This window comes from Auraticoccus cholistanensis (assembly GCF_009742705.1).
GTDB lineage: Bacteria > Actinomycetota > Actinomycetes > Propionibacteriales > Propionibacteriaceae > Auraticoccus > Auraticoccus cholistanensis.
The window spans coordinates 379,024-402,713 of sequence record NZ_WPCU01000004.1; the positions used below are offsets into that span (position 1 = coordinate 379,024).

The 23,690-nt window shown below is 76.5% G+C and carries 19 protein-coding genes; 11 read left to right on the forward strand and 8 right to left on the reverse strand.

The window, feature by feature from the left end; translation table 11 throughout:
- Together GC722_RS04245 and GC722_RS04250 are read right to left on the reverse strand one after the other, a co-directional pair.
- Positions 1–1,461, reverse strand: a 1,461-nt coding sequence (locus GC722_RS04245; protein ID WP_197429770.1) for a sugar transferase, incomplete at its 3' end; no start/stop codon positions are given.
- Between the two features lie 237 nt (positions 1,462–1,698).
- Entirely contained in the window at positions 1,699–2,427 is a 729-nt protein-coding gene (locus GC722_RS04250) for a lysoplasmalogenase family protein (RefSeq protein WP_197429771.1), read from the reverse strand.
- Between the two features lie 151 nt (positions 2,428–2,578).
- Here GC722_RS04250 and idi point away from each other — a divergent pair, with 151 nt between their 5' ends.
- From idi to GC722_RS04275, 5 genes are read left to right on the forward strand one after another with little or no spacing between them, the layout of a single operon-like run.
- Positions 2,579–3,160 (forward strand): isopentenyl-diphosphate Delta-isomerase, encoded by a 582-nt coding sequence (idi, locus tag GC722_RS04255; RefSeq protein ID WP_156608228.1) that lies wholly within the window; start codon positions 2,579–2,581, stop codon positions 3,158–3,160.
- Positions 3,153–4,274, forward strand: a complete 1,122-nt coding sequence (locus GC722_RS04260) for a polyprenyl synthetase family protein (RefSeq protein ID WP_156608230.1) — start codon at positions 3,153–3,155, stop codon at positions 4,272–4,274. Before idi ends, GC722_RS04260 begins: the two co-directional genes overlap by 8 nt.
- Positions 4,275–4,276: 2 nt before the next feature.
- Positions 4,277–5,752 carry a phytoene desaturase family protein gene (locus tag GC722_RS04265; protein ID WP_331714370.1) on the forward strand — a complete coding sequence of 492 codons (1,476 nt, stop codon included), beginning with the start codon at positions 4,277–4,279 and terminating at the stop codon, positions 5,750–5,752.
- Positions 5,749–6,675 (forward strand): phytoene/squalene synthase family protein, encoded by a 927-nt coding sequence (locus GC722_RS04270; protein WP_331714371.1) that lies wholly within the window; start codon positions 5,749–5,751, stop codon positions 6,673–6,675. Before GC722_RS04265 ends, GC722_RS04270 begins: the two co-directional genes overlap by 4 nt.
- Complete coding sequence (locus GC722_RS04275; protein ID WP_197429772.1) at positions 6,672–7,706, forward strand: DUF5914 domain-containing protein; 1,035 nt, start codon at positions 6,672–6,674, stop codon at positions 7,704–7,706. Before GC722_RS04270 ends, GC722_RS04275 begins: the two co-directional genes overlap by 4 nt.
- A 335-nt stretch (positions 7,707–8,041) precedes the next feature.
- On the opposite strand, the gene ggt is transcribed toward GC722_RS04275, so the two are convergent.
- Genes ggt through GC722_RS04290 form a run of 3 tightly spaced genes read right to left on the reverse strand, consistent with a single transcriptional unit; the run spans position 8,042 to position 12,179 of the window.
- Complete coding sequence (gene ggt, locus GC722_RS04280; RefSeq protein ID WP_156608232.1) at positions 8,042–9,868, reverse strand: gamma-glutamyltransferase; 1,827 nt, start codon at positions 9,866–9,868, stop codon at positions 8,042–8,044.
- A 59-nt stretch (positions 9,869–9,927) separates the two neighbouring features.
- Positions 9,928–11,436 (reverse strand): FAD-dependent oxidoreductase, encoded by a 1,509-nt coding sequence (locus tag GC722_RS04285; RefSeq protein WP_331714372.1) that lies wholly within the window; start codon positions 11,434–11,436, stop codon positions 9,928–9,930.
- Positions 11,433–12,179 (reverse strand): class I SAM-dependent methyltransferase, encoded by a 747-nt coding sequence (locus tag GC722_RS04290; protein ID WP_197429773.1) that lies wholly within the window; start codon positions 12,177–12,179, stop codon positions 11,433–11,435. Before GC722_RS04290 ends, GC722_RS04285 begins: the two co-directional genes overlap by 4 nt.
- A 178-nt stretch (positions 12,180–12,357) precedes the next feature.
- Between GC722_RS04290 and GC722_RS04295 the strand changes: the two genes are divergently transcribed.
- Positions 12,358–12,861, forward strand: a complete 504-nt coding sequence (locus GC722_RS04295; RefSeq protein WP_156608234.1) for an RNA polymerase sigma factor — start codon at positions 12,358–12,360, stop codon at positions 12,859–12,861.
- Positions 12,858–13,472, forward strand: a complete 615-nt coding sequence (locus tag GC722_RS04300; protein ID WP_156608236.1) for a methylated-DNA--[protein]-cysteine S-methyltransferase — start codon at positions 12,858–12,860, stop codon at positions 13,470–13,472. The genes GC722_RS04295 and GC722_RS04300 overlap by 4 nt, the downstream gene beginning before the upstream one ends.
- A 14-nt stretch (positions 13,473–13,486) precedes the next feature.
- Here GC722_RS04300 and GC722_RS04305 read toward each other — a convergent pair whose 3' ends face one another.
- Positions 13,487–14,536, reverse strand: coding sequence for a class I SAM-dependent methyltransferase (locus GC722_RS04305; RefSeq protein WP_156608238.1), 1,050 nt, complete (start codon positions 14,534–14,536; stop codon positions 13,487–13,489).
- 133 nt (positions 14,537–14,669) lie between these two features.
- On the opposite strand from GC722_RS04305, the gene GC722_RS04310 reads away from it, so the two are divergent.
- Genes GC722_RS04310 through GC722_RS04325 form a run of 4 tightly spaced genes read left to right on the forward strand, consistent with a single transcriptional unit; the run spans position 14,670 to position 20,304 of the window.
- Positions 14,670–15,647: a bile acid:sodium symporter family protein gene (locus GC722_RS04310; RefSeq protein WP_156608240.1), complete on the forward strand. Its 978-nt coding sequence runs from the start codon at positions 14,670–14,672 to the stop codon at positions 15,645–15,647.
- 60 nt (positions 15,648–15,707) lie between these two features.
- Positions 15,708–16,499 (forward strand): PP2C family protein-serine/threonine phosphatase, encoded by a 792-nt coding sequence (locus tag GC722_RS04315; protein WP_156608242.1) that lies wholly within the window; start codon positions 15,708–15,710, stop codon positions 16,497–16,499.
- Positions 16,496–18,898 carry an FHA domain-containing protein gene (locus tag GC722_RS04320; protein ID WP_156608244.1) on the forward strand — a complete coding sequence of 801 codons (2,403 nt, stop codon included), beginning with the start codon at positions 16,496–16,498 and terminating at the stop codon, positions 18,896–18,898. Before GC722_RS04315 ends, GC722_RS04320 begins: the two co-directional genes overlap by 4 nt.
- A complete protein-coding gene (locus GC722_RS04325; RefSeq protein WP_156608246.1) occupies positions 18,895–20,304 on the forward strand; it encodes a serine/threonine-protein kinase in 1,410 nt (469 codons plus the stop codon). The genes GC722_RS04320 and GC722_RS04325 overlap by 4 nt, the downstream gene beginning before the upstream one ends.
- Before the next feature lie 57 nt (positions 20,305–20,361).
- Here the strand turns inward: GC722_RS04325 and GC722_RS04330 are convergent, their stop codons facing one another.
- Together GC722_RS04330 and GC722_RS04335 are read right to left on the reverse strand one after the other, a co-directional pair.
- Positions 20,362–22,569: an outer membrane protein assembly factor BamB family protein gene (locus tag GC722_RS04330; protein ID WP_156608248.1), complete on the reverse strand. Its 2,208-nt coding sequence runs from the start codon at positions 22,567–22,569 to the stop codon at positions 20,362–20,364.
- 101 nt (positions 22,570–22,670) lie between these two features.
- Positions 22,671–23,630, reverse strand: coding sequence for a LacI family DNA-binding transcriptional regulator (locus GC722_RS04335; protein ID WP_331714373.1), 960 nt, complete (start codon positions 23,628–23,630; stop codon positions 22,671–22,673).
- Positions 23,631–23,690 lie beyond the last annotated feature (60 nt).

Sequence of the window (23,690 nt, forward strand, 5' to 3'; positions counted from 1 at the left end):
CCAGATGATCAGCAGGTCGAGGGCCAGCGTCCAGTTCTCGACGTAGCGCAGGTCGAGCCGGACCGACTCGTCCCAGCTCAGCGCGCTGCGCCCGCTGACCTGCCACAGCCCCGTCAGGCCGGGGGTCACCAGCAGCCGGCGCCTCACCGGGCGCTGGTACTCCCGCACCTCGCTGGGCAGCGGCGGGCGCGGCCCGACCACCGACATCGTCCCGTTGAGGATGTTGAACAGCTGCGGCAGCTCGTCGAGCGAGGTGCGTCGCAGCAGCTTGCCGACGCGGGTGATCCGCGGGTCGTCGACCATCTTGAACAACGGTCCGGCGCCCTCGTTCTGCGCCAGCAGGTCGGCCAGCCGGGCCTCGGCGTCGACGTGCATGGAGCGGAACTTGTACATGGTGAAGGTCTGCCCGTTGCGCCCGACCCGGGTCTGCCTGAAGATCGCCGGCCCGCCGTCGGAGAGGCGGATGGCCGCAGCCAGCACGAGCATCAACGGCCCGGCGAGCAGCAGACCCAGCGAGCTGAGCACCAGGTCGGTCGCGCGCTTGGCCGGGATGCGCCAGCCCGAGAAGTGCGGCTGCTCGACGGCCAGCAGCGGCAGTCCGATGAACGGACGGATGTGCAGCCGCGGCCCGGCCACCTCGACCAGACCGGGGTGCACCAGCAGCTGGCTGTCCAGCCCCTCCAGCGACCAGGCCAGCTCGCGCAGGTAGTGCTGGGGCTGACCCGCCGTCACCGCCACCACGGCCGCGCCGTGGCGCTGCACGGCGCTGCGGACGTCGTCGCTGCGGCCCAGGACCACCAGACCGGCGGCGCGGGCCCGCGCCACGTCCTGCTCGGGCACGCACACCCCGACCACGCGCATCCCGGCGTTGGGCTCGGCCGCCACCTGCTCGGCCAGCTCCTGCACCTGCGGCATGGACCCGACGACCACGGTGTCGCGCAGGTCCACGCCGTGGCGCTGCCGGTGGTGCAGCCACCGCCGAAGCCCGACGCGGGTCAGCAGCCCGCCGACCGGGGCGATGACGGCCGCCAGCACGCTGGTGGCCAGCAGCAGGGTGTCCTGCGTGACCGTCGCGAGCAGGGCGGCGAGCACGATGCCGTGGGCGCTGGCCCGCAGCGCGGCGCGCATCTCGTCGCTGCCCACGCCCACCTTGGAGCGCTCGTAGCCGCGGCAGAGGGCGATCATCAGCACCCAGACGGGCATCGCGACCAGAGCCGACCACAGCGGGGCGCTGCTGGCGCCGAGCAGCACGTCGGTCACCACCAGGGCGAGCGCCCAGGCCAGCGCTCCGCAGGCCGCGTCGGCCGCCACCAGCAGCGCGGTGTAGCGGCCGGCCCAGTCGCCCCGCCGTTCAGGACCGCTCGGACCGGCCAGCCGGTCACGCACGTCCCAGCGCAGCTGCGCCTTCGTGCCGGCGCTGTCGCTCTCGCGGAACAGCACCGACGAGGCGTGCGCAGGCACGGCAGAGTCCATCAGTGGCATGCGTTGATTCCCCCGAATCAGTCCCCCCGGAGGGGGTGCGCCGTCCCCCGACAGGCGCACGTCACACCTTAACGGGGCCCGGGGGCCTCCCGCAGGACTTTCGCGTACTTCGGGTGGACGACTGCCGTTCAACCCCAGGACGCCTGCCGGTCACCTCGTGCGACGGCCCTCCCGGCGTCCCGCGCGGGGCTCAGGGCACCCTCGGCGGCGAGCGCCTCAGGCCGACGAGGGCCGCCCGGTGAGGCCCACGGGCGCCTGGCCGAGGGCCGGTCCCGGACCCCGGCGCCACTGCGCCCGCAGGGTCCCCGCCACCAGCAGCGCCTGGGCGCACAGGTAGGCGGCCATGATCACCGCGTCCACGGCCGGCAGGTCGAAGCCGGGGCGGAACGCCCGCCAGCCCAGCAGCCCGGCGCACAGCACGAAGGCGATGCCTCCCCAGCTGGTCAGCACGTCCACCCCGGTGGCCAGCACCGGCATGGTGACCAGCAGCAGCCCGTAGGCGACGACCGCGGGCCACAGCGACCCCGACCCCGGCAGGCACAGCCCGATCAGCCCGACGACGCCGATGGCGTAGGGCACCAGCAGCTGGGGGCGGGTGCCCACGATGCTGCGGCGCCAGCACGGCAGGAAGGCCATGATCCAGCTGGCGTGGGCGAGGCCGAAGAAGACCATGTTCGTGGGCAGCCGCGCCGGTGGCGGCAGCAGCGTGGGCACGGAGTCGCCCAGCCAGGACAGCAGCAGGGCCACCACCCCCCACCGCACGAGGGGGCTGCGGACCGTCCGGCACCGCAGCAGGAGGTGGGCGATCAGCGGGGGCACGAGCAGCCACTGGGTGTAGGTGCTGGTCGGCCAGCCCAGCAGCAGCGCCACCAGGTGGACCGCGCCCACCAGCACGAAGAGCGCAGCCGGCCAGCGTCTCGGCGCGGGCGTGGCGGCGGTGGGCACCGCCCCAGTATGGCCCCAGCGACGGGTCTCGGCGAGACCCGACGACGTCTGGGAACCGAAGTCGGGACTCCGCAGGGCCTCCTGCCAGGGCCGGTTCCGGCAAGTAGGGTGACGGGACGTGCTCGCCGGTCGAGGCGCAGGAGGAGTCGGCATGACGGATGCGGTGGTGCTGGTCGACCCCGAGGGGCACGCCATCGGGCAGGCGCCGCGGGCCACGGTGCACGACTCCGACACACCGCTGCACCTGGCCTTCTCGCTGCACCTGCTGGACGACCGGGACCGGGTGCTGCTCACCCGCCGGGCGCTGACCAAGCGGACCTGGCCGGGGGTGTGGACGAACTCCTGCTGCGGGCACCCGCGTCCGGACGAGCCGCTGGAGGTGGCCGTGGTCCGTCGGGTCCGCGAGGAGCTCGGGGTGGGGGTCACCGCCCTGGAGTGCCTGCTGCCCCGCTTCCGCTACCGGGCCGTGGACGCCTCGGGCATGGTCGAGAACGAGCTGTGCCCGGTCTTCGTGGCCCGGGTGGACGGCGAGGTGCTGGCCGACCCCGACGAGGTGGCCGAGTGGACGTGGGTCGACTGGGCCGACCTCGTCCGGGCCATCACCGCGGTGCCGGCCGCGTTCAGCCCCTGGGCGGCCAAGGCCGTGCCCGAGCTGACGGCGGCGGGCTTCGGACCCGGGCGGCCGCCCGCTCCCGGGCCGGCAGCGCCTGCGGCGGGAGGTGCCGGTGGCTGACACGGTGGCGGCGGAGGCGACGGGGCGCTCGGCCTGCCCGGACTGGGAGACCACCCGGGCGGCCCTGGACCGGCACCTGGAGTCGGTGCTGGCCGACGTGGAGCAGACCTGGCGGCGGCTGGCCCGCGGGGTCCGGCCCGGGGTGATCGACGCCGACGACCTGCCGCTGCTGCTGGCCCGGATGGTGCGCTCGGGCGGGAAGCGGATCCGCCCGGCGATGGTGCACTGGGGCTGGGCGGCCACCACCGGCGTCGACCCCGACCGCGAGCAGGCCCAGCGCGAGACCATGGTGCGGGTCGCCGCGGCCCTGGAGCTGCTGCACGTCTTCGCCCTCGTCCACGACGACGTGATGGACCAGTCGCTGTCGCGCCGCGGTCAGCCCACCACCCACGTCGGGGTGGCGGCGCTGCACCGGCGGGCCGGCGGCCACGGCGACGCCGAGCGGTTCGGGGAGAGCATCGCCGTGCTGGTCGGCGACCTGGCGCACGCCGAGGCCGACCACCTGGTGGCCGGCCTCGACGCCCCGCTGCGCGACACCTACCGCACGATGGTGGTGGAGCTGGTGCAGGGCCAGCGGCTCGACCTGACCGGTGCGGCGTCCGGACGCCGCGACCTCGACCACGCGCTCTCGGTGGCCCGGGCGAAGTCCGGTGCCTACACCGTGCAGCGGCCGCTGCAGCTGGGCGCCCAGGTCGGTGCCGCCGCGCCCGGGCTGCAGCAGGCGCTGGAGGAGTACGGCCACCACGCCGGCGCCGCCTTCGCGCTGCGCGACGACGTCCTCGGGCTGTGGGGCGACCCGGAGCGCACCGGCAAGCCGGTGGGCGACGACCTGCTCGCCGGGAAGCCCACGGTGCTGCTCGCGCTCGCCGCCGAGCGGCTGCCCGGACGCTGGCGCCCCCTGGTGGACGGCCGCGCGGTCACCCCGCTGCACCCCGGGCAGGTGCCCGACGTGCTGGCGGCGATGGTCGAGGCCGGTGTGCGCGACGAGGTGGAGGACATGATCGACGTGGAGGTGCGGGCCGCCGAGCGGGCGCTGCAGCAGGCACCGGTCCGTGCGGAGGCCGCCGAGGGGCTGCTGGCCATGGCCCGCGCGATGGCGTGGCGGGAGGCCTGAGGGTGGCGGCACCGGTCGTGGTGGTGGGGGCGGGGCTGGCCGGGCTGGCCACCGCCTGCCGGCTGGCCGGCGCCGGGCACCGGGTCACCGTGGTGGAGCGGGAGCCGATCCCCGGCGGTCGCGGCGGGCGGATCGAGCGCGACGGGTTCGCCTTCGACACCGGTCCGACGGTGATGACCATGCCGGGGCTGCTCGCCGACACCGTGGCGGCGGCCGGCTCCCGGCTGCCGGAGGTGATCACCCTCGAGCGGCTCGACCCCGCCTACCAGGCCCAGTACGCCGACGGCTCCCGGATCCGGGTCCGGGCCACCCCGGAGGACATGAGGGCCGAGATCGCCGCGGTCAGCGGGCCGGACGACGCCGAGGGCTTCGACGACTTCGTGGCCTGGCTGGGCGCCCTCTACGAGGTCGAGATGGACAACTTCATCGACCGCAACTTCGACTCCCCGCTGGACCTGCTGACCCGTCCGGGGCCCGCCGCGCGGCTGCTGGGGCTGGGCGGCTTCGGCCGGCTCGGCCCGGCGGTGCGCCGGTTCTTCGACGACGACCGGCTGCGCCGGCTGTTCAGCTTCCAGGCCATGTACGCGGGGCTGCCGCCGGAGACCGCGCTGGCGCTGTACGCGGTGATCACCTACATGGACTCCATCGCCGGCGTCTACGCACCCGAGGGCGGGATGCACGCGGTGCCGACCGCGCTGGCCACGGCGGCCGAGCGGGCCGGGGTGACCTTCCGCTACGGGGTCGACGTCGAGGCGGTGCTCGGCTCCGGCGGCGAGGTCGCCGGCGTCCGGCTGGCGGACGGGGAGGTGCTGCGGGCCGACGCGGTGGTGCTCACCCCCGACCTGCCGGCCGCCTACCGCACCTTCTTCCCCGAGCTCACCCCGCCGCTGGCCGTCCGCCGCGGCAGCTACTCCCCGTCGGCGGTGGTCTGGCACCTCGGCGTCCGCGGCGGGCTGCCCGCCGACCGCGCCCACCACAACATCCACTTCGGGCAGCAGTGGGACGAGGCGTTCGAGGCGCTGATCCGCCGGCGCGAGCTGATGCCCGACCCGTCGCGGCTGGTCACCGTGCCCTCGGCGAGCGACCCCTCGCTGGCGCCGGAGGGCTGCTCGACGCTGTACGTGCTGGAGCCGGTGCCGAACCTCACCGGCCCGGTGGACTGGACGGTGGAGACGCCTCGGATGCGGGAGCGGCTGCTGGCCTTCCTCGATCGTGAGGGCTACCCCACCGACGTCGTCACCGAGGAGCTGTTCACCCCGCTGACCTGGCAGCGGCTGGGGATGGAGCACGGCACGCCGTTCGCGCTGGCCCACACCTTCGCCCAGACGGGGCCGTTCCGTCCCGGCAACGTGGAGCCCCGCCGTCCCGGGGTGTTCTTCGCCGGCTCGGGCACGGTGCCCGGGGTGGGGGTGCCGATGGTGCTGGTCAGCGGCAAGCTGGCCGCCGAGCGGGTCGACGCCTGGCTGGGGCGCCCGTGAGCGGCGCAGCGGCCACTACCGACCGCGCCCAGCGGCTGGCCGAGGGCTACCGGCGCTGCGCCCGGCTGACCCGCGAGTACGGCACCACCTACTGGTGGGGGGCGATGCTGCTGCCGCGGGCGCAGCGGCGCCAGGTGCACGCCGTGTACGCGCTGTGCCGGCTGGCCGACGACATCGTCGACGCCCCGCAGGCGACCACCGGCGCCCACGCCGCGGGCACCGGGCAGGCGCTGCACGCCTTCGCGGACCGCTTCACCGCCGCGGTGGAGGTGGCCCGTCGCGGCGGGCTGGTCGAGGACCCGGTGATGGCGGCCATCGCCGACACGGTGCGGGCCAGCGGCATCGAGCGGGAGTGCTTCGACCGCTTCTTCGGTGCGATGGCGATGGACCTGACCACCACCCGCTACGAGACCTTCGACGACCTGGTGGGCTACATGGAGGGGTCGGCGGCGGTGATCGGGGAGATGATGCTCCCGGTGCTCCGCCCGCTGCGGCCCGAGGCGCGTGAGCCGGCGCGCTCGCTGGGGTTCGCCTTCCAGCTGACCAACTTCCTGCGCGACGTAGGGGAGGACCTGGACCGCGGCCGGGTGTACGTGCCGCAGGCCGACCTGCGCCGTTTCGACGCCGACCCGTGGCTGCGGCGGGTGACCCCGCAGTGGCGGGCGCTGCTGGCGTTCGAGATCGAGCGCAACCGGGAGCTGTACGCCCGCGCCGACCCGGGGATCGCGATGCTGCCGCCGGCGTCGGCGCGCTGCGTGGCCACGGCCCGGGTGCTGTACTCGCGGATCCTGGACCGCATCGAGAGGTGCGACTACGACGTGTTCTCCGCCCGGGTCCGGGTGCCGCGGCCGGAGAAGGCCTGGGTGGCGGCGGCGACCGTGGTCAACCCGCGACGGGTGCCGAGGACGGAGGTGGCGGCGTGAGCGCCGAGGGTGTGGACGACCCGACGGCCGGTGGCGGCCGGCTGGGGCTGCTGGACGAGGTGCGGGCCCGGATCCCGATCGCGCTGCGGCCGGTCGAGGACCGCGAGCGGCTGCTGCCCTCGTGGCGGGACGCCCGGCCCAGCCGCATCCGCGCGGCGCTGCGGCTGGCCATGGCCGCCGACGCCGGCGGCTGGTTCGTGGTCGGCGCCAGCACCGACGTCGGCACCGAGCGCTCGGTCGTGCGGGTGGTCGACGGGGTGGAGATCACGCTGTGGCGCGACGTCGACGGGTCGCTGCTGGCCGGGCCGGGGTCGTGCCCGCACCTGGGTGCGCTGCTCACCGGCTGCGAGGTGATGCAGGGGGAGGTCTACTGCCGCTGGCACGGGCTGGCGCTGGGCCGTGAGGGCTGGGGCCGGTGGCGCACCTTCCCCGCCTACGACGACGGCGTGCTGCTGTGGGTGCGGCGCCCGGTGCCGGGCGAGACCCCCACCGAGCGTCCGATGATCACCCCGCGCCCGCCGCTGGAGCGCTCGATCAGCGCCGTGGTGGCGCTGGCCGGGGTGTGCGAGCCGCGGGACGTGATCGCCAACCGGCTGGACCCCTGGCACGGCAGCTGGTTCCACCCGTACGCGTTCAGCCACCTGGAGGTCGACGAGGGCGCCAGCTCCGACGACCGGCTCGTCGTGGACGTCACCTTCCGGCTGAGCCGGACCTGGGGCGTCCCGGTGCGGGCGACCTTCACCACGCCGGACCGACGCACCATCGTGATGACCATCGTCGACGGCGAGGGCACCGGCTCGGTGGTGGAGACCCACGCCACCCCGCTGGGTCCGGACGAGCACGGGCGCCCCCGCACCATGGTCACCGAGGCGACGGTGGCCCACTCCGGGCGTCCCGGGTTCGCCGTGGCCCGCCGGCTGCAGGCCCTGGTGCGGCCCGCCATGCGCCGCACCGCCTCCCGGCTCTGGGTCGACGACCTCGTCTACGCCGAGCGCCGCTACGAGGTCCGCCGGCGCGGCGAGTTCCGCTGACCCCGCCCCGCCCTGCCCGCCCAGCTGCACACCCTCCCCGCCCGCACCCTGGACGGCTGTATGTCGTTCCGGTCTCGGCCGGTGTGTCGCGGCGTGTCGCGGTGTCCGGGCCCGACGGCGTACACGTTCCCAGGGTTGCCGGCCGGGCACCCGCTCGCGGACGGGTAGCCGCCGGGGGCCGGTCGCGATCACCGGTGCGGGCGGCTCACCCTGAGGACGTGTACGCGGTGACGCCCGCACACCCCGACACGCCGCGACACACCGAGCGAGACCGGAACGACATACACGCGGTCAGGGTGCGGGGTGGGCGGGGGGAGGGGAGGTGCGAGGCGGGGTCAGCGGCGGCGCTCCGGTTCGGCGGGGTCGACCACCATGGCGCTGCCGCCGCCGCGGCGCTCGGGTTCGGCGACGGCCTGCAGGCGGCCGTCGGGGAGCAGCTCCACGCCGGTGGCGGCACCGATCTCGGGGGTGGCGCTGAACGCGTGCCCCAGCGCCACCAGCTCCGCGGTCTCGAACCCGGGCTCGGCCTGGGTGCTGGTGCCGTTGCGCTCGCTGGCGCGCGGGGCCGCCACGGCCTCCGGCAGGCTCATGCCCAGGTCGACCCGGTTCACCAGGGTCTGCAGCACGGTGGTGATGATGGTCGCCCCGCCGGGGGAGCCGAGGGCCAGCCAGGGCTCGCCGTCGCGCAGCACGATGGTCGGCGACATCGAGCTCCGCGGCCGCTTCCCGGGGCCGGGGAGGTTCGGGTCGTCGCCGCCCTGGGTGTCGGTGAAGCTGAAGTCGGTGAGCTCGTTGTTCAGCAGGAAGCCGCGCCCGGGCACCACGATCCCGCTGCCGCCGGTCTGCTCGATGGTCAGCGTGTAGGAGACGACGTTGCCCCACCGGTCGGCGGTGGTCAGGTGCGTGGTCGACGGCCCCTCCGGCCCGGCCGGGCCGAGGGCCTCGCCCGGCTCCGGGCACGCGTCGGCGTAGTCGCCGTCCGGGCTGCCCGGCGCGATCGGGCGCGGCAGCGTCGAGTCCGGCGAGATCAGGCAGGCCCGCTCGGCGGCGAACTCGTCCGAGAGCAGCTCCTCGACCGGGACGTCGACCGCCTCCGGGTCGCCGACCCAGCGGTTGCGGTCGGCGAAGGCGATGCCGCTGGCCTCCAGGTAGCGGTGCAGCACCTGGGTCTCGTCCAGCTCGCCCAGCTCGACCTGCTCCAGCATGTTGAGCGCCTGGCCCACGGTGGTGCCGCCGCTGGAGGGCGGGGCCATGCCGTACACCTCGAGCCCGCGGTAGCCCACCACGGTCGGCTCGCGGTCGACCACCTCGTAGCCGGCCAGGTCCTGCAGGGTCATCAGCCCGGGACGGGCCACCCGGTCGGAGTCCTCGGCCAGCGGCGGGTCCTGCACGGTGGCCACCACGTCCTCGGCCACCTCGCCGGTGGTGATGGCGTCCGCGCCCTCGCGGGCCATCAGCCGGTAGGTGTCGGCGAGGTCGGGGTTGCGCAGCCGGGTGCCCACCTCGGGCAGCTCGCCGTCGGGCAGGAACAGCTCGGCGGTGGCCGGGAAGTCCGCGAACCGCTCCGCGTTGTCCGCGGTCTGCTGGCGGAAGGTCTCGTCCACCACGAAGCCGCGGCGGGCGACGGTGGTGGCGCGCGACAGCGCCCGGTTCATCGACACCGTCCCCCAGCGCTCGAGCGCGGTCTCCCAGGTCGCCGGGGTGCCGGGCACGCCCACCGACAGCCCGCTGGTGACGGCCTCGGCGAAGGGGATCGGGGCGCCGTCCTCGGTGAAGGAGTCGGCCTGCATCGCCGCCGGGGCGGTCTCGCGGCCGTCCAGGGTGTGCACCTCGCCGGTGCGGCCGTCGTGGAAGACGAAGAAGCCGCCGCCGCCGATCCCGGCCGAGTACGGCTCGGTGACGCCCAGGGTGGCCGCGGCCGCCACCGCCGCGTCGACCGCGTTGCCGCCGCGGCGCAGCATCTCGATCCCGGCGGCGGTGGCGTCGGGGTCGACGGTGGCCACCGCGCCGCCGTAGCCCTCGGCCACCGGGACCTTCTCGGGTGCCCGCGGCCTGGCCTCCGCCGCGGGTGCCGCGGTGAGCAGCCCGGCGGCCAGGCCCAGGGCCAGCAGGCCGGACCAGATCCGGGTCGAGGAGCAGGAACGGTCGCGGTGATCAGACATGGCGTCCTCCTGGTGGGGTCCTCCTGACGCTAGACCCGCCGGCGCGGATGGTCCAGGGGTCAGGCCAGCAGCCCGCGGGTGGGCACCGACCAGATGTCCTCCCCGGTCCGGCCCCAGCCGGACAGCAGCGTGTTCGCCGCCTGCACCCCCGTGACGGCGGCCCGCTCCATCAGCGCCACGGGCAGGTCGCAGCGGATTCCGTCGCCGGCCAGCACCACCCGCGGGTCGGGGGTGGCCACCTCGGGCCGCCGGTGCCAGGGCGAGGTGTCGACCAGCGGGCAGTCGTCGCGCAGCAGCAGCTCCTCGGCCAGCACGGCGGCGCCGTCCAGCTCGGGGTGCAGGCTGCTGAGCGCGGCCCGCAGCTCCCGGCGCAGCGTCGCCTCGTCGGGGGACGCCCCCCGCGCGCCGACCGCGTAGGCGTGCAGCTCCACCACCGACCCGCCGGTCGCCCGGGCCCAGTCGCGGGCCTCGGCCTCGAAGGTGTGCACCAGGGTGACGTTGTCCAGGCCGCCGAAGCCGGACGTCCCCAGGAACGGCGGCGAACCGGGTCGGCACGGCCGGTCCAGCCACATCCGCCACACCGCGAACGGCGGGGCGTTGCGCCGCTCCGCGATCCGGGCCCGCCACGGCTCGTCCCCCAGCCAGGGGGTGGCCGCCACCAGCTGCTGCAGCGGCCGCTGGTCGGTGGCCAGCACCACCGCGTCGGCGGCCAGCTCCTCGCCGGACACCGCGACCCGCAGCCCCTCGCCGTCCTCGGCCAGCGCCTCCACCCGGGCTCGCGTGCGCAGGTCCACCCCCAGGCCGGACAGGTAGCGGCCCAGCGGCGCCCACAGCACCCGGTCGTAGTCGCCGTCGGGGACGTCGAAGAGCAGCCCCTCGCCGGAGCCGAGGAAGTAGCTGTGGAACATGGCCACCAGCTCGCCGCCGGAGAAGTCGTCGGGGTGGGCGAAGAAGCTGCGGGCGAAGACCTCCAGGGCCAGGTGCCGGGCGCGGGCGGGGAAGCGGAGCCGGTCCAGCACCTGCGAGGCGCTGGTGCCGTCGAGCTCGGCGAAGGTGGCGGGGAAGTCCACCCGCAGCAGCGCCAGCGCGCGGCGGACGTCCACCCGGGCCAGGTCACGGGCGGTGAAGGAGGGGCTGCGGGCGACGAAGGCCATCATCCCCAGCGGCGGCGTGCGCGGGACGCGTGCGAAGGAGTCGCGGTGGCCGCCGGCCAGCTGCAGCGGGTAGTCCGGCACCGGGGTCAGCCGGGACAGGGTGGGGTCGGTGCGGCGCAGCAGCGCGCGCAGCGTGTAGTACTGGCGGAAGAAGGCGTGGAAGCCGCGGCTCATGGTGCGGCCGTCGCCGACGGGCCAGGAGCGCACCCGGCCTCCCAGCGTGGCCTCCGGCTCGACCAGCGTGACCCGCACCCCCTGCTCGGCGAGCACGGTGGCCGCGGTCAGTCCGGCGATGCCGCCGCCGGCGACCACCGCGTGCCGGGGCCGGTGCGGGTCGGCGCCGGTGCGGGGCGGCTCGGCCGGGTGGCGGACCGCGCGCCGGTCCCGGCCCGGGCGCCAGCGCCGGGAGCTCACGGGCGTGGCTTCACGGCGACGACCGTGTGCAGGATGTCGCGCTGCCAGTTGCCGAAGGTGCGGCGCCGGACCTGGATGAAGCCGGCGCGGTGCAGCCGCTGCTGCAGCTCGTCCACGGAGTCGAAGTCCAGCACGCTGCGCCACAGGTAGCGGTGCAGCCCGCTGCGGCGGGTCACCACCGCGGCCAGCGGGATGACCACGAGCCAGCAGACCAGCGTCCACACCGCGGTGGCCCGCCGGTCGCCGCGCACCGCGTACTCGTGCAGCACCAGCACACCGCCCGGCCGCAGCGCCCGGTAGAGGTCGGCGACCAGCTCGTCGCGGGCGGGGACGTTGCGCACCAGGTAGGCGGCCAGCACGCCGTCCCAGCCGCCGCCGTCGGCGCCGAGCTGCTCCGCGCGCCCGGAGCGGAACCGGACCCAGCCCGGCCAGCTCTTCGCCCGGGCCTGCGCCAGCATCCCCTCGCTGGCGTCGACGCCCTCGACCTGGCACTCGTCGCCGCGGCCGTGCTCGTGCACCGCGGTGACCAGGGCGTCGGTGGAGGCCCCGGAGCCGCAGCCCAGGTCCAGCAGCCGCAGCGGACCCTCCTCGCCGGCGAGCTCGTCGAGCAGCGCCCGCGCCGAGGAGCGCAGGTGCTCGTGGTAGCCGGGGTTGAGCGCCACCAGCGCGTCGTAGTGCTCGGCGGTCTCGGTGAAGGCGTCGGTGACCTCGGTGTCCAGAGATCGAGGAGCTCGGTCCAGCAACGTGTCCTCCGCGTGTCGGTGGTGCGCCACCCCGCCCGCGGACGTGCCGGAGCCGGTGCCGCCATCACCCTAGTGGGGGGCACCCGGGCCGCCGCTGGGGCACCATCGCAGGCGGAGGACGGGCGCGACCTCACACCCGGGCCCGCCCGGACGTCTGCCGGAGGAGGGGAGGAGGGGGATGGACCAGCCGTTCGAGGTGGCCGTGCGCGACCACGGCGCCGTCGTGCTGCGGGTGTGCCGTGCCGTGCTGGGTCCCGGCGCCGACGCCGAGGACGCCTGGTCGGAGACCTTCGTCTCGGCGCTGCGGGCCTGGCCCGAGCTGGACCCGGCGGCCGACGTGCGCGCCTGGCTGGTGACGATCGCGCACCGGCGGGCGATCGACGCGGTGCGGGCCCGGGGCCGGCGGGCGGTGCCGGTGGCCGAGCCGCCGGAGCGGGAGCGCGGGGACGGGGCCCGGGGGGACGGGGAGCCGGAGCTGCCCGACGAGGAGCTGTGGTCGGCGCTGCGCTCGCTGCCGGACAAGCAGCGCCGGTGCGTGGCCTACCACCACCTGGCCGGCCTGCCGCACGCTGAGGTGGCGGCCCTGGTCGGCGGCACCCCCGAGGCGGCGCGACGCGCGTCCGCCGACGGCATCGCGGCGCTGCGGCGGGCGATGGCACGAGCAGGGAGGAGCAGGGCATGAGCGAGGAGCGTGAGCTGCTGGACCGGTTCGCCGGCCCGGAGGAGGACCTGGAGCGGCTGGGCCGGAGGCTGGCCGAGCGGGCCGAGGCCGAGGGCCTGCTGGAGGTGGCCTGGCGGACCGTCGAGTCCCCGGTGGGACGGCTGCTGCTGGCCGCCACCGACCGCGGGCTGCTGCGGGTGGCCTTCGCCAACGAGGACCCCGACGCGGTGCTGGCCGACCTCGCCCGCCGGGTGAGCCCGCGGCTGCTGCGGGCGTCGCGGCGGCTGGACCCGGTGGTGGGCGAGCTGGAGGAGTACTTCGCCGGACGCCGTCGCGTCTTCGACCTGCCGCTGGACCAGCGGCTGTCCACGCCGTTCCGGCGCCGGGTGCAGCAGCAGCTGCCGCGGATCCCCTACGGCAGCACGGCGACCTACCGCGAGGTGGCGGTGGCGGCGGAGAACCCCGGTGCGGTCCGCGCCGTGGGCAGCGCCTGCGCGACGAACCCGCTGCCGATCGTGGTGCCCTGCCACCGGGTCGTCCGCGGCGACGGGACGACGGGCGGCTACCGCGGCGGTCCGGCGGTCAAGCAGCTGCTGCTGGCCCTGGAGCGGGGCGAGCGGCCGGCGGCCTGAGGGACGCCCGCCGGTCAGCGGACGCTGCGGGTGACGAGGTAGTGGGGGTCGCGGCGGACGACCTCGGTCCGCCCGACCGCCCGCCGCAGCCGCGGCAGGTAGGGCAGGTGCGCGTTCCACACCAGCCACAGCTCCCCGCCGGGCCGCAGCACCCGGGCGGCGTCGTCGATCATCTGCAGGGTCGGGGTGGAGTCCTTGGCCGCGCCGCGGTGGAACGGCGGGTTGCTGACGAGCAGGTCCACGCTCGCCGGGGCGACCTCGGCCAGCCCCTCGGACCAGGCGGCGTCCACCTCGACGTCCGCGGCCCCTGCGGTGAGCCGGGTCGACTCGACCGCGGCGGCGCTGACGTCGACCGCCCGCGTCGCCAGCCCCCGGCGAGCCAGCCAGGTGGCCAGCACCCCCGACCCGCTGCCCAGGTCGAGGGCGTCTGCCTCCCGGGGGCCCCGGTCGAGGGCGGGGGAGAGGGCCTGCAGCAGCAGCCGGGTGCCGGCGTCGAGGCGTCCCTCGGCGAAGACCGCGCCGCGGCCGAGGAGGGTCAGCGGCTGGCCGAGGGCGGGCTCGTCCAGCACCGAGGTCCGCGGCCAGCGGCGCTCACCCGGACGCGGCCCGGCGGCGTGCAGCACCCGGGACTTCTGCCGGCCCAGGCTGGCCGACACCTCGCCGAAGTGCCGGGCCAGCACGTCGTTCTGGCTGCGGGTCATGTGCTTGACCCGCCCGCCCAGCACCACCCGCACCTGCGCGGGTGCGCGGGCGGCGACCCGCTCGGCCAGGTCGTCGAGCGCCGACAGCGCCGTCGGCAGCCGGCCCAGCACCAGCTCGACCGGCAGGGGGTCCTCGGCCCAGGGGTCGGCCAGGACCACGCCGGCGGCCTCCGCCGCGTCCGCGTCGCGGCGGTCGTCCAGCCAGGCACGCACCCGCCCGCCGGCGTCGCGCGCCGCCGCCGCCAGCGCCACGTCGTCCACCACCAGCACCTCACGCCCCGCCAGGTCGCCGGCCACGGCGACGGCCTCGTCGAGGACCAGCCGGGCGACCGGGTCGAGGGCCGGGTCGGCGGGGGAGCTCATGCAGGCATTGTGGGGCACACGAGCCGGACCGCGGGCGGGGACGTCGTCCCACATGCTGGGCGGCTGTCTCAAAACCGGTAGCGTGCCGGAGGCGTCGCGGCACTGGGCCGCGCTCGCGAGGCGGAGGACGGACATGGCCCAGAGCAGCACGGCGGCACGGATCAGCACGGTGGCGGGGACCTGGTTCCCGGTGGTGGTGCTCGTCGCCGGGGCGATCGCGGTGATGGTCCCCGCGCCGTTCCGGACGCTCGGGCCCGCCGTCAACTACCTGCTGGCGCTGATCATGCTCGGCATGGGGATGACCCTGCGGGGCACCGACTTCACCGTGGTGGTCCGCCGGCCGTGGGCGCTGGTGATCGGCGTGGTGGCCCAGTACGTGATCATGCCCTCGCTCGGCCTCGCCCTGGCCCTGCTGCTCCAGCTGCCGCCCGCCCTGCTCGTCGGGGTCGTGCTGGTCGGCTCCGCGCCGGGCGGGACGGCCTCCAACGTGATGGTCTACCTGGCCAAGGGCGACACCGCGCTGTCGGTGGCCATGACCACCGTCTCCACCCTGCTGGCCCCGGTGCTCACCCCGCTGCTGGTGCTGCTGCTGGCCGGCAGCTACCTGCCGGTGGACGCGACGGGGCTGTTCGTCTCCATCGTGCAGATCGTGATCGCCCCGATCGTGGTGGGGCTGCTGCTGCGCCGCTTCGCGCCCGGGCTGGTCGAGCGGCTGCTGCCCTGGATGCCGCTGGTGTCGGTGGTGGGCATCACCCTCGTCGTGCTGGCCGTGGTCGCCGGCAGCGCGGGCGCCATCCTCAGCACCGGGCTGCTCGTCGCCCTGGTGGTCGTGCTGCACAACGTCTGCGGGCTCGGGCTGGGTTACCTCGCCGCCCGGCTGGTGGGCATGGACGAGGCCACCCGCCGGGCGGTCAGCATCGAGGTCGGGATGCAGAACTCCGGCCTGGCGGCGGGGCTGGCCCGCACCCACTTCACGCCCGAGTCCGCGCTGCCGGGTGCGCTGTTCTCGGTGTGGCACAACGTCTCGGGGTCGCTGCTGGCCAGCTTCTGGTCCCGCCGCCCGGCCCGCGTCGGGCGTGAGGACGCGGCGGCTCCCGCCGGGCGGAGCTGAGCCACCCGCAGCGCGGCTCCGGCCCGGTGGGTGCACCGCCGGTGTCCTAGGCTCGCCGCCGTGTTCAGTCTGGAGGCGGGGGCCGCGACGGCGCGCGGCCGCGCGGCCCCGGGCAACGAGGACGTGACCGTCGCGGCGTCCCCGGTCTTCGCGGTCGCCGACGGCATGGGCGACGACGGTGCCGGCGCACGGGCCAGCGCCGTGGTGGCCGCCGAGCTGACCCGGCTGGCCGCCGACCCCGGGCTCGACCCGGACCGGGTGGTGCTCGCGCTGCGGGCGGCCCACGACCGCGTCCTCGACCTGCAGGACCGGCTGGGACGGGTGGCGGCCAGCACCGCCGCCGGCGCGGTCGGGCTCGAGCTGGAGGGCCAGCCGTACTGGATGATCTTCAACGTCGGCGACTCCCGCGTGTACCGCGTCACCGGCGTGGAGACCCGGCGCCTGCAGCAGGTCAGCGTGGACCACACCCACGCCCAGGAGCTGGTGGACGCCGGCCGGCTCAGCCGGCTCGAGGCCATGGTGCACCCCGACCGGACGGTGCTGACCCGGGCGGTGGGGATGCGGCAGCGGGAGTTCGAGGCCGACTTCTGGCTGCTGCCCATGGTGCTGGGGGAGCGCCTGGTCGTGTGCAGCGACGGCCTCCTCCGCGACGGCGGCGAGGTGGAGGTGGGCCTGGTGGCCCGGGCCCGGCGTCCCGCGGAGGAGGTCGCCGCCGAGCTGGTCGAGGTCGCCCTGCGGTGCGGCGCCCGTGATGATGTCAGCGTCGTCGTGGTTGATGTTCTGACCCAACGGGTCGAGGATCGCCACGACGGTCCGGGACCTCGAGCGACGAAGGTGAGCAGGCACCCATGAGCAGCACGCAGATCGGCCAGTGGCGGGCCACCTACACCCCGGGACGCTGGGTCGTGCTCGCCGGGCCCACCGCCCTGGTGGTGATGCCGCCGGCGCGACCCCAGCACGCCACCCTGCTCAACGCGCTGTGGGACGACGTCGTCGCCGCCGCCGACATCAGCGACCTGGCCGAGCGGCTGGTCCGGTTCCGGATCGACCAGGTGCCCCACCTCGGCGTCTTCTTCTTCGACGGCTCCGGCATGCGCTCGCTGGTGCGCGGCGCGGTGCGGGTGGTCGACCTGGCCACCGGTGACGTGGTCGCCGACGGCGACGGCGTGCTGACCTGGAGCGAGGTGGGGCTCGGCGACGTCCGCCAGGTCCGGGTCGATCTCGAGCCGGTGGACCAGGACGCGGTGCTCGCGCTGCCGCTGGTGGTCGGGGCCGTGCAGGCCTCCGCCGTCGTGCTGGACGCCACCCGACCGGTCTCCTCGCCGCAGACGTTCGTGGTCACCGCCGCCGCGGTGCCCGGCAACCAGGTGGCCGCCGCGGCGGCCGCTCCTCCGGTGGCCGCCACGGTGCCGGTGGGCCCGCCGGGAGAGGGGTCCGGGCAGGACACCGCCCACGAGGGGGAGGGGACCGCGCAGTCCGCCGCGGCGACGGCTCCCGACGCGCCCGAGGAGGCCCCCACGCCGGAGGAGGCCCCCGCGCCCGAGGAGGCCCCCGCACCCCGCGACGCCCCCGCGGCAGGTGAGCCGGCGCGGGCGGGCGGCCCGGAGCGGGTCGGCGAGCAGGAGCAGGACGCCGAGCAGGTGCGGGCCGGCGAGCCGGGGCAGGAGCAGGCAGCGGCGGAGCCGGCCGCGCCCGGGCAGCAGCAGTCTGTCGCGACCGCCGCTCCGGACCAGAGCCCGGCGGCCCCCGGGGACCCCAGGGACCAGGTCGGCACCGCCGAGGACACGGCGCAGGCGCTGGCCGCCTCACCGGTCTCGGCCGGCGGCGACGAGGAGCTGGAGCTCCTGGACTCGCGCACCGAGGCCATGACCGGCGCCTGGAACGCCCGCGCCGGCGCCGACCCGGCTGCCTCCGGCCCCCGCAGCAGCGACCCGCGCAGCACCGACCCGCGGAGCTGGGACCCCCGCAGCGCCGATCCCCGCAGCGCCGACCCCCGCACCACCGACCCCCGCAGCACCGACCCCTCGGCGGGACAGCCGGCAGCCGGCCAGCCCGTCCCGACGGGCTCGTACCGCCCCGGGCCGCCGGCCCCCGGCGGCCCGGAGCAGCACCGGCCCGGCGGCTCGGGTCCCGGCGCCCCGGGCCCGGCACCGCAGGGCCCGCAGGGTGGTGGCGGGTACCCCGGCGGTCCGCAGGGCGCTCCGCAGGGTCCCGGTGGCCCCCGGCCGGGCGGGCCGGGCGGTCCCGGCGTCCTCGGCGGCCCGGGCGTCCCCGGAGGGCCCGGACTGGCGGTGCCGGGCGGTCCCGGCCCCGGCTTCCCCGTCGCCCCGCCGCCGATGGCGCCGCCGCCCGGAGCGCCTCCGGGCTACGGCCCGGGTCCCGGCTACCCGGCCGCACCGGGGCAGCCCTACCCGGGCCAGGCCTACCCCGATCAGCCGCTCCGCGGCCAGGCGGATCCGGGTCAGCCGCTCCGCGGCCAGGCGGACCCGGGGCAGCCGCTCCGCGGCCAGGCGGACGGCCCCACCGGCAGCGCGCCGCAGGGTCCGGGCGTCCCCGCGGGCGGACCGCCGGCACCCCAGTGGCAGCCGTCCCCCAGCGAGGCCGCCGGGCCGGAGGAGGGCGGGCTGATCCGCGGCGTGCCCCAGTTCGGCGAGGCCGCCCGGCCGCAGCCGGCCACCGGACCCACCGCCCCCGAGTCGGCCGCCGACCACGACGGCGCCACCATCTTCCAGACCGGTCTGGCACGGCGGAACAAGCCGCCGGCCCAGGGCGCCGCCCCGGGTGAGGCGCTGGTGCTCGCCGCCATGTGCGCGCTGCAGCACCCGAACCCGCCGGAGGCCCAGCAGTGCCGCCGCTGCGGGGGCACGGTTCACAGCCAGAACCCGCGGCTGGTGCCGCGCCCGGTGCTGGCCCAGCTCCGGCCGTCCTCGGGCGCGCCGGTGGAGGTCGACCGGACCGTGCTGATCGGACGCTCGCCCGCCGCCACCCGGGTCGCCCGCGAGCACCTGCCCCGGCTGCTCACCGTCCCCAGCCCCAGCCACGACATCTCCCGCACCCACGTCCAGGTGGCGCCGGAGGGGTGGAACCTGGTGGTCACCGACCTGCACTCCACCAACGGCACCACGCTGATCCGCCCGGGGCAGGACCCCGAGCGGGAGCGGCTCACCCCCGGCGAGCCGGTGTCGGTCGAGCCGGGCTGGGTGCTCGACCTGGGTGACGGCGTGACGATCGCGATCGAACGACTGCCTTGAGCCGTCGCCCGCCCGCACCACCGCCCGACCTCCCCGGGTTCCGCCCGCTGCAGCACCTCGGGTCCGGCGGCTTCGCCGACGTGTACCTCTACGAGCAGGACCTGCCCCGCCGCCGGGTGGCGGTCAAGGTGCTGGTCGACCGGGTGGTCAGCGACGACGTCCGGCGCCGCTTCGTCTCCGAGGCCAACGCCATGGCCCAGCTCTCGGCCCACCCGAGCATCGTCACCATCTACCAGGCCGGGGTGGCTCCGGACGGGCGGCTCTACCTGGTGATGGAGTACTGCTCCCGGCCCAACCTGGCGGTCCGCTTCCGGCGCGAGCAGATCCCGGTCGCCGAGGCCCTGCAGATCGGGGTCCGGCTGGCCAGCGCGGTCGAGACCGCCCACCAGGCCGGCATCCTGCACCGCGACATCAAGCCGGCGAACGTGCTCGTCACCGACTACGGCTGGCCCGCGCTCACCGACTTCGGCATCGCCGCCCAGATCGAGACCTCCGCCGAGCAGGCGGCGGGGCTGTCGCTGCTGTGGGCCGCGCCCGAGCTGTTCGACTCCGAGCCCCGCAGCGACCGGCGCACCGACGTGTACGCCCTGGGCGCCACCGTCTACGCCCTGCTGGCCGGCCGCTCGCCCTTCGAGGTGCCGGGGGACAACTCCGCCGCCGCCGTCGTGGGCCGGATCGAGCGGGCGCCGGTGCCCTCCACCGGGCGGATGGACTCCTCGCCGCAGCTGGAGCAGGTGCTCGCCCGCGCCATGCACAAGCGGGCCGAGGCCCGTCCGCGCAGCGCGCTGGAGCTCGCTCAGGCGCTGCAGGGGATCGAGCGCCAGCTCGGCTTCCCGCCCACCTCCATCGACGTCCGCGACAGCCTGGTGAGCGGGCCGGTGGGCGACGAGGCCGAGGAGACCCGGGTCCGGGGCGTCATCACCATCGACGAGGACCCCTCCTCACGACGGCCGTCGGCCACCGGCTGGTCCGGCGGCACGGCCCAGCCGCCGGCGGAGGAGGAGCCGCAGCGCAGCCCGCTCGGACTGGTGCTGGGTCTGGTGGCCGCCGTCGCCGTGGTCGGCGTGGTGGTGGGGGTGCTGGTGTTCGGCCCGGACCCCGAGCCCGGGGCGGGACCGAGCGCCTCCGCGGCGGCACCCACCGACGTGCTGCCGCCGGTCGTCCCGGTGGCGCCGGACGACGTGGAGTGCAGCCTCGAGGGCGACGAGCTGGGCTGCGCCTGGACGCCGGTGGAGGGCGAGGGCGTCCGCTACCGGTGGGCCTTCCAGGAGCGTCCGGCGGAGTCGACCACCGTGGAGACGCCACGGTTCGCCGCCCAGGTGCCCGAGGGCGTCACCCCCTGCGTCAGCGTGCAGACCCTCGTGTCGGGACGCACCAGCGACCCCGTGGTGCGCTGCGCGGCCTGACCCGACGCCACCCGGGACGCCGCCCGTCCCGCCGCCGGGGCCGCGGGACCGGTCGGCTCAGGACAGGTCGACCGCGTGCAGGTCGCCGGCCTGGTCGCCCACCAGCAGCAGCTCGCCGACCCGCACCGGGGTGGAGAAGGTGTTGGCGGTGAAGAGCTGGCGGCGGCGACGCACGACGCCGGCGGCCAGGTCGATCTCCACCAGCAGACCCGCCGTCCCCACCAGCCAGGCCGTGGCGGCGTCGTCGGAGAGCACCGGACCGGCGTTCAGGCTGCGGGGTGCGGTGGGCACCGTCCACAGGGTGCCTCCGTCGGCCGGGTCGACCAGCGCGGCCACCCCGCGCTCGTCCACCAGCAGCACCCGCTCCCCGGCCACGGTGAGCGCCGGGGTGTAGACGTAGCTGCCGGCCCGGCTCCAGCGCTGGGCGCCGGTCGCCGGGTCCAGGGCGTGGGCGTTGGACACCGTCGCGACCAGCGCGGCGCCGCCGGGCAGCAGCGCCACGGTGGCGTCCCAGGGGCCGTAGATGAGGCGGCTGTAGGCGGTGGTGCGGGTGTTGGTGCTGAAGCCCCACAGCCGCTCCCCGGTCCGGGCGTCCAGGCCGTAGGCCCGCCCGTCGCCGGCCCCGAGCACCACCCGCTCGCCGTCGCAGGCGACCCGGCCGGCCGACATCACCGGCACCTCGGCCCGCCAGCGGGTGCGGCCGCCGGCGTCGAGCGCCCACAGGGTGTCCCCGGCGGTGACCAGCACGGTCTCCTCGCCGTCCACCGCGGTGACCAGCGGGGCCGAGAGCACCGGCACGCCGAGGTCGGCCCGCCAGCGGGACTCCCCGGTGGCCGCGTCCAGGGCGTGCAGGGCGGAGTCCGCGGCGGGCACGAGGACGCTCGCGGCGTCGGCGGAGAACGCCGGGCCCCGGTGCACCGGGCCGAGCCGGCGCTCCCAGACCCGACCCGGGCGCCGGCCGTCGGGGCGCAGCGCCTGCACCGTGCCCGAGGTGCTGGCCACCACCACCAGACCCTCGTGCTCGGCCAGCGCGCCCTGCACCCGGCCGCCGACGCGGTGCGTCCAGCGGACCGGCAGCGCGCCGCCCGGCCGCCCGTGCTCGACCGGGACGACGGCCTCCCAGCCGCGGCCGTCGGCCGCGGTGGCCCGCACCTGCACCCGGTGGGTCCCGGCGGGCAGCGCGGCGGCGTCCAGCTCGCCGGTGAACATCCCGCGGCCACGCCGGGTCAGCGGGGTGGGCACGGTGCTGTCGGTGCCCCCGAACACGCCCTGGGGGTAGACCTTGGCCGACACCTCGGCCACCCCGCGCAGCGCCGGGACGGTGAGGCTGAACCGCTCGCCGGTGGAACGCACCCGCGGCTGCAGCGGGCCGAGGCCGGCCGGCGGTGCGGCCAGCGGGATGGTGGTGAAGGGCCGGGTCTGCACCGGTGCCGCCGGGTCGGCCGGGACGGTGACGTGGGTGACCTCCAGCACGGAGCCCCGCTCGCCGGCCACCCGCTCCACCCGGTAGTAGAAGGGATTGCCCTTGGTCGGCAGCCCGGTGACCTGGGTCAGCCCGTTGATCCGGCTGACCTCCTCGCGGTGGATGTGGCCGGCGAAGACGCCCCGGACGTCGAAGGGCTCGATCGCGCTCCACAGCGCCTCGGTGTCGTTGACGTAGGCGTTGCGCCCACCCAGCGGGTAGTGCAGGAACAGCACGCTGGGCGTCCGCCCGGCGGTGCGCAGGTCGTCGACCAGCCACTCCAGCAGCTCGGGCCCGAACAGCCCCGGCTCCTGCAGCACCTGGGTGGCGTCCAGCCCCACCACGTGGAGCCCGGCCGCGTCGAAGGAGAAGGTGGGGTCGCCGAAGACCGCCCGGTAGGCCTGCCCCGCCGTCGGGTCCCAGCGGGACTCGTGGTTGCCGGGGACGTGCTTGAGCAGCGGCCACAGCGAGTCCGGCACGGTGGCGCGGTACGCGGCGTACTCGTCGACGGCGCCGTACTCGGTGATGTCGCCGCAGTTCAGCACGAAGGCCGGGGCGTCGGCCTCGACGGCGGTGAACACCCGCCGCAGGTTGGCCAGGTTGGTGGGCACGTCCACGTCCGCGTGGGTGTCGGTCACCACCGCGAAGCGCAGCGGGCCCGCGGCCTCGCCCTCGGCGGCGGCGGTGGTCGGCCACAGCCCGCCCCCGGCCAGGGCGGCGAGACCGCCGGCGCCGGCGAGCTGGAGGAGGGAGCGTCGTCGCAGCAGGGCCGAGCCGGCGGGAGCGGAGGTGGGGTGGGTCATGTGCCCCAGGCTCGCGGTCGCAGGTGACGCGAGCACCGGCCGCCCCCGACCGGCACCCCAACGGCGGTCGACGCGGCGGTGAACGCGCCCGCCCCGTCGACTCAGACGCCGAGGGTGGACTCCCGCAGCACCAGCCGCGTCGGCAGCCGCTGCACCCCGGGCTGGCGGCGGCCGTCGATGGCCTCGATCAGCAGCTGCGCCGCCCGCCGCCCCAGGTCCGTCAGCCGCAGGTCGACCGTGGTCAGCGGCGGTCGGGACGCCTCGGCCATCACCGCCCAGTTGTCGAAGCCGGTGACCGCGACGTCGTCCGGGACGTGCCGTCCCAGCTCGCGGAGCCGGTCGCACACCCCGCGGGCGATCTGGTCGCTGCCGCACACCACGGCGTCCAGGTCGGGCACCTGGCGCAGCGCCAGCTCCACGGCCTGACGTCCCCACCGCTCGCTCCACTCGCCGAACAGCGGCTCCAGCACCAGCTGCGCCCCGGCCGCCTCCCGCGCCCCCGCCGCCCGCTCGGTGGCCGAGAGGTGGCGGGCCGGCCCGGTGACGTGCACGATCCGCTGCCGTCCCAGCCCGAGCAGGTGGCGCACCGCCTCCACCGCGCCGCCGTGGTCGTCGACCACCACCGAGGTGTCCTCGGGGTCGGTGGAGGGGTTGAAGGCGTAGACCACCGGGACGTCGCTGCGGACCGGCTCCCGCGGCTCGGTGCGCCGGCCGGTGACGATCAGGCCGTCGACCCGCCGGGCGGACAGGGTGGTGAGGTAGTGCCGCTCGCGCAGCGGGTCGTCGCGGGTGTCGCACAGCAGCAGCATCAGCTCACCGGCGCTGAGGGCGTCCTCGGCCCCGGTCATCACCGGGATGCTGAACCGTCCCGAGCTGTCGGTGGTGACCAGGCCGACGGTGTAGCTGCGCCCGGAGGAGAGCGAGCGCCCGCGGGCGTCGGGGGTGAAGCCGAGCTGGCGGGCGGCGTCGCGGACCCGCTCCCGGGTCTCGGCCCGCAGCGACCCCGTGCCGTTGAGCGCCTTGGACGCCGTCCCGGCCGAGACCCCCGCCAGCGCCGCCACGTCGGTGATCCGGGGCGCCCTCCCGGCGCGGGCAGACGTCGAGATGGCGGACCCCCTCCG

Coding starts and splice junctions, on each gene's coding strand:
- idi (WP_156608228.1), top strand. CDS start 2,579: ATGACGGATGCGGTGGTGCTGGTCGACCCCGAGGGGCACGCCATCGGG.
- GC722_RS04330 (WP_156608248.1), bottom strand. CDS start 22,569: ATGACCCACCCCACCTCCGCTCCCGCCGGCTCGGCCCTGCTGCGACGA.
- GC722_RS04300 (WP_156608236.1), top strand. CDS start 12,858: ATGAGCGAGGAGCGTGAGCTGCTGGACCGGTTCGCCGGCCCGGAGGAG.
- GC722_RS04320 (WP_156608244.1), top strand. CDS start 16,496: ATGAGCAGCACGCAGATCGGCCAGTGGCGGGCCACCTACACCCCGGGA.
- ggt (WP_156608232.1), bottom strand. CDS start 9,868: ATGTCTGATCACCGCGACCGTTCCTGCTCCTCGACCCGGATCTGGTCC.
- GC722_RS04305 (WP_156608238.1), bottom strand. CDS start 14,536: ATGAGCTCCCCCGCCGACCCGGCCCTCGACCCGGTCGCCCGGCTGGTC.
- GC722_RS04295 (WP_156608234.1), top strand. CDS start 12,358: ATGGACCAGCCGTTCGAGGTGGCCGTGCGCGACCACGGCGCCGTCGTG.
- GC722_RS04310 (WP_156608240.1), top strand. CDS start 14,670: ATGGCCCAGAGCAGCACGGCGGCACGGATCAGCACGGTGGCGGGGACC.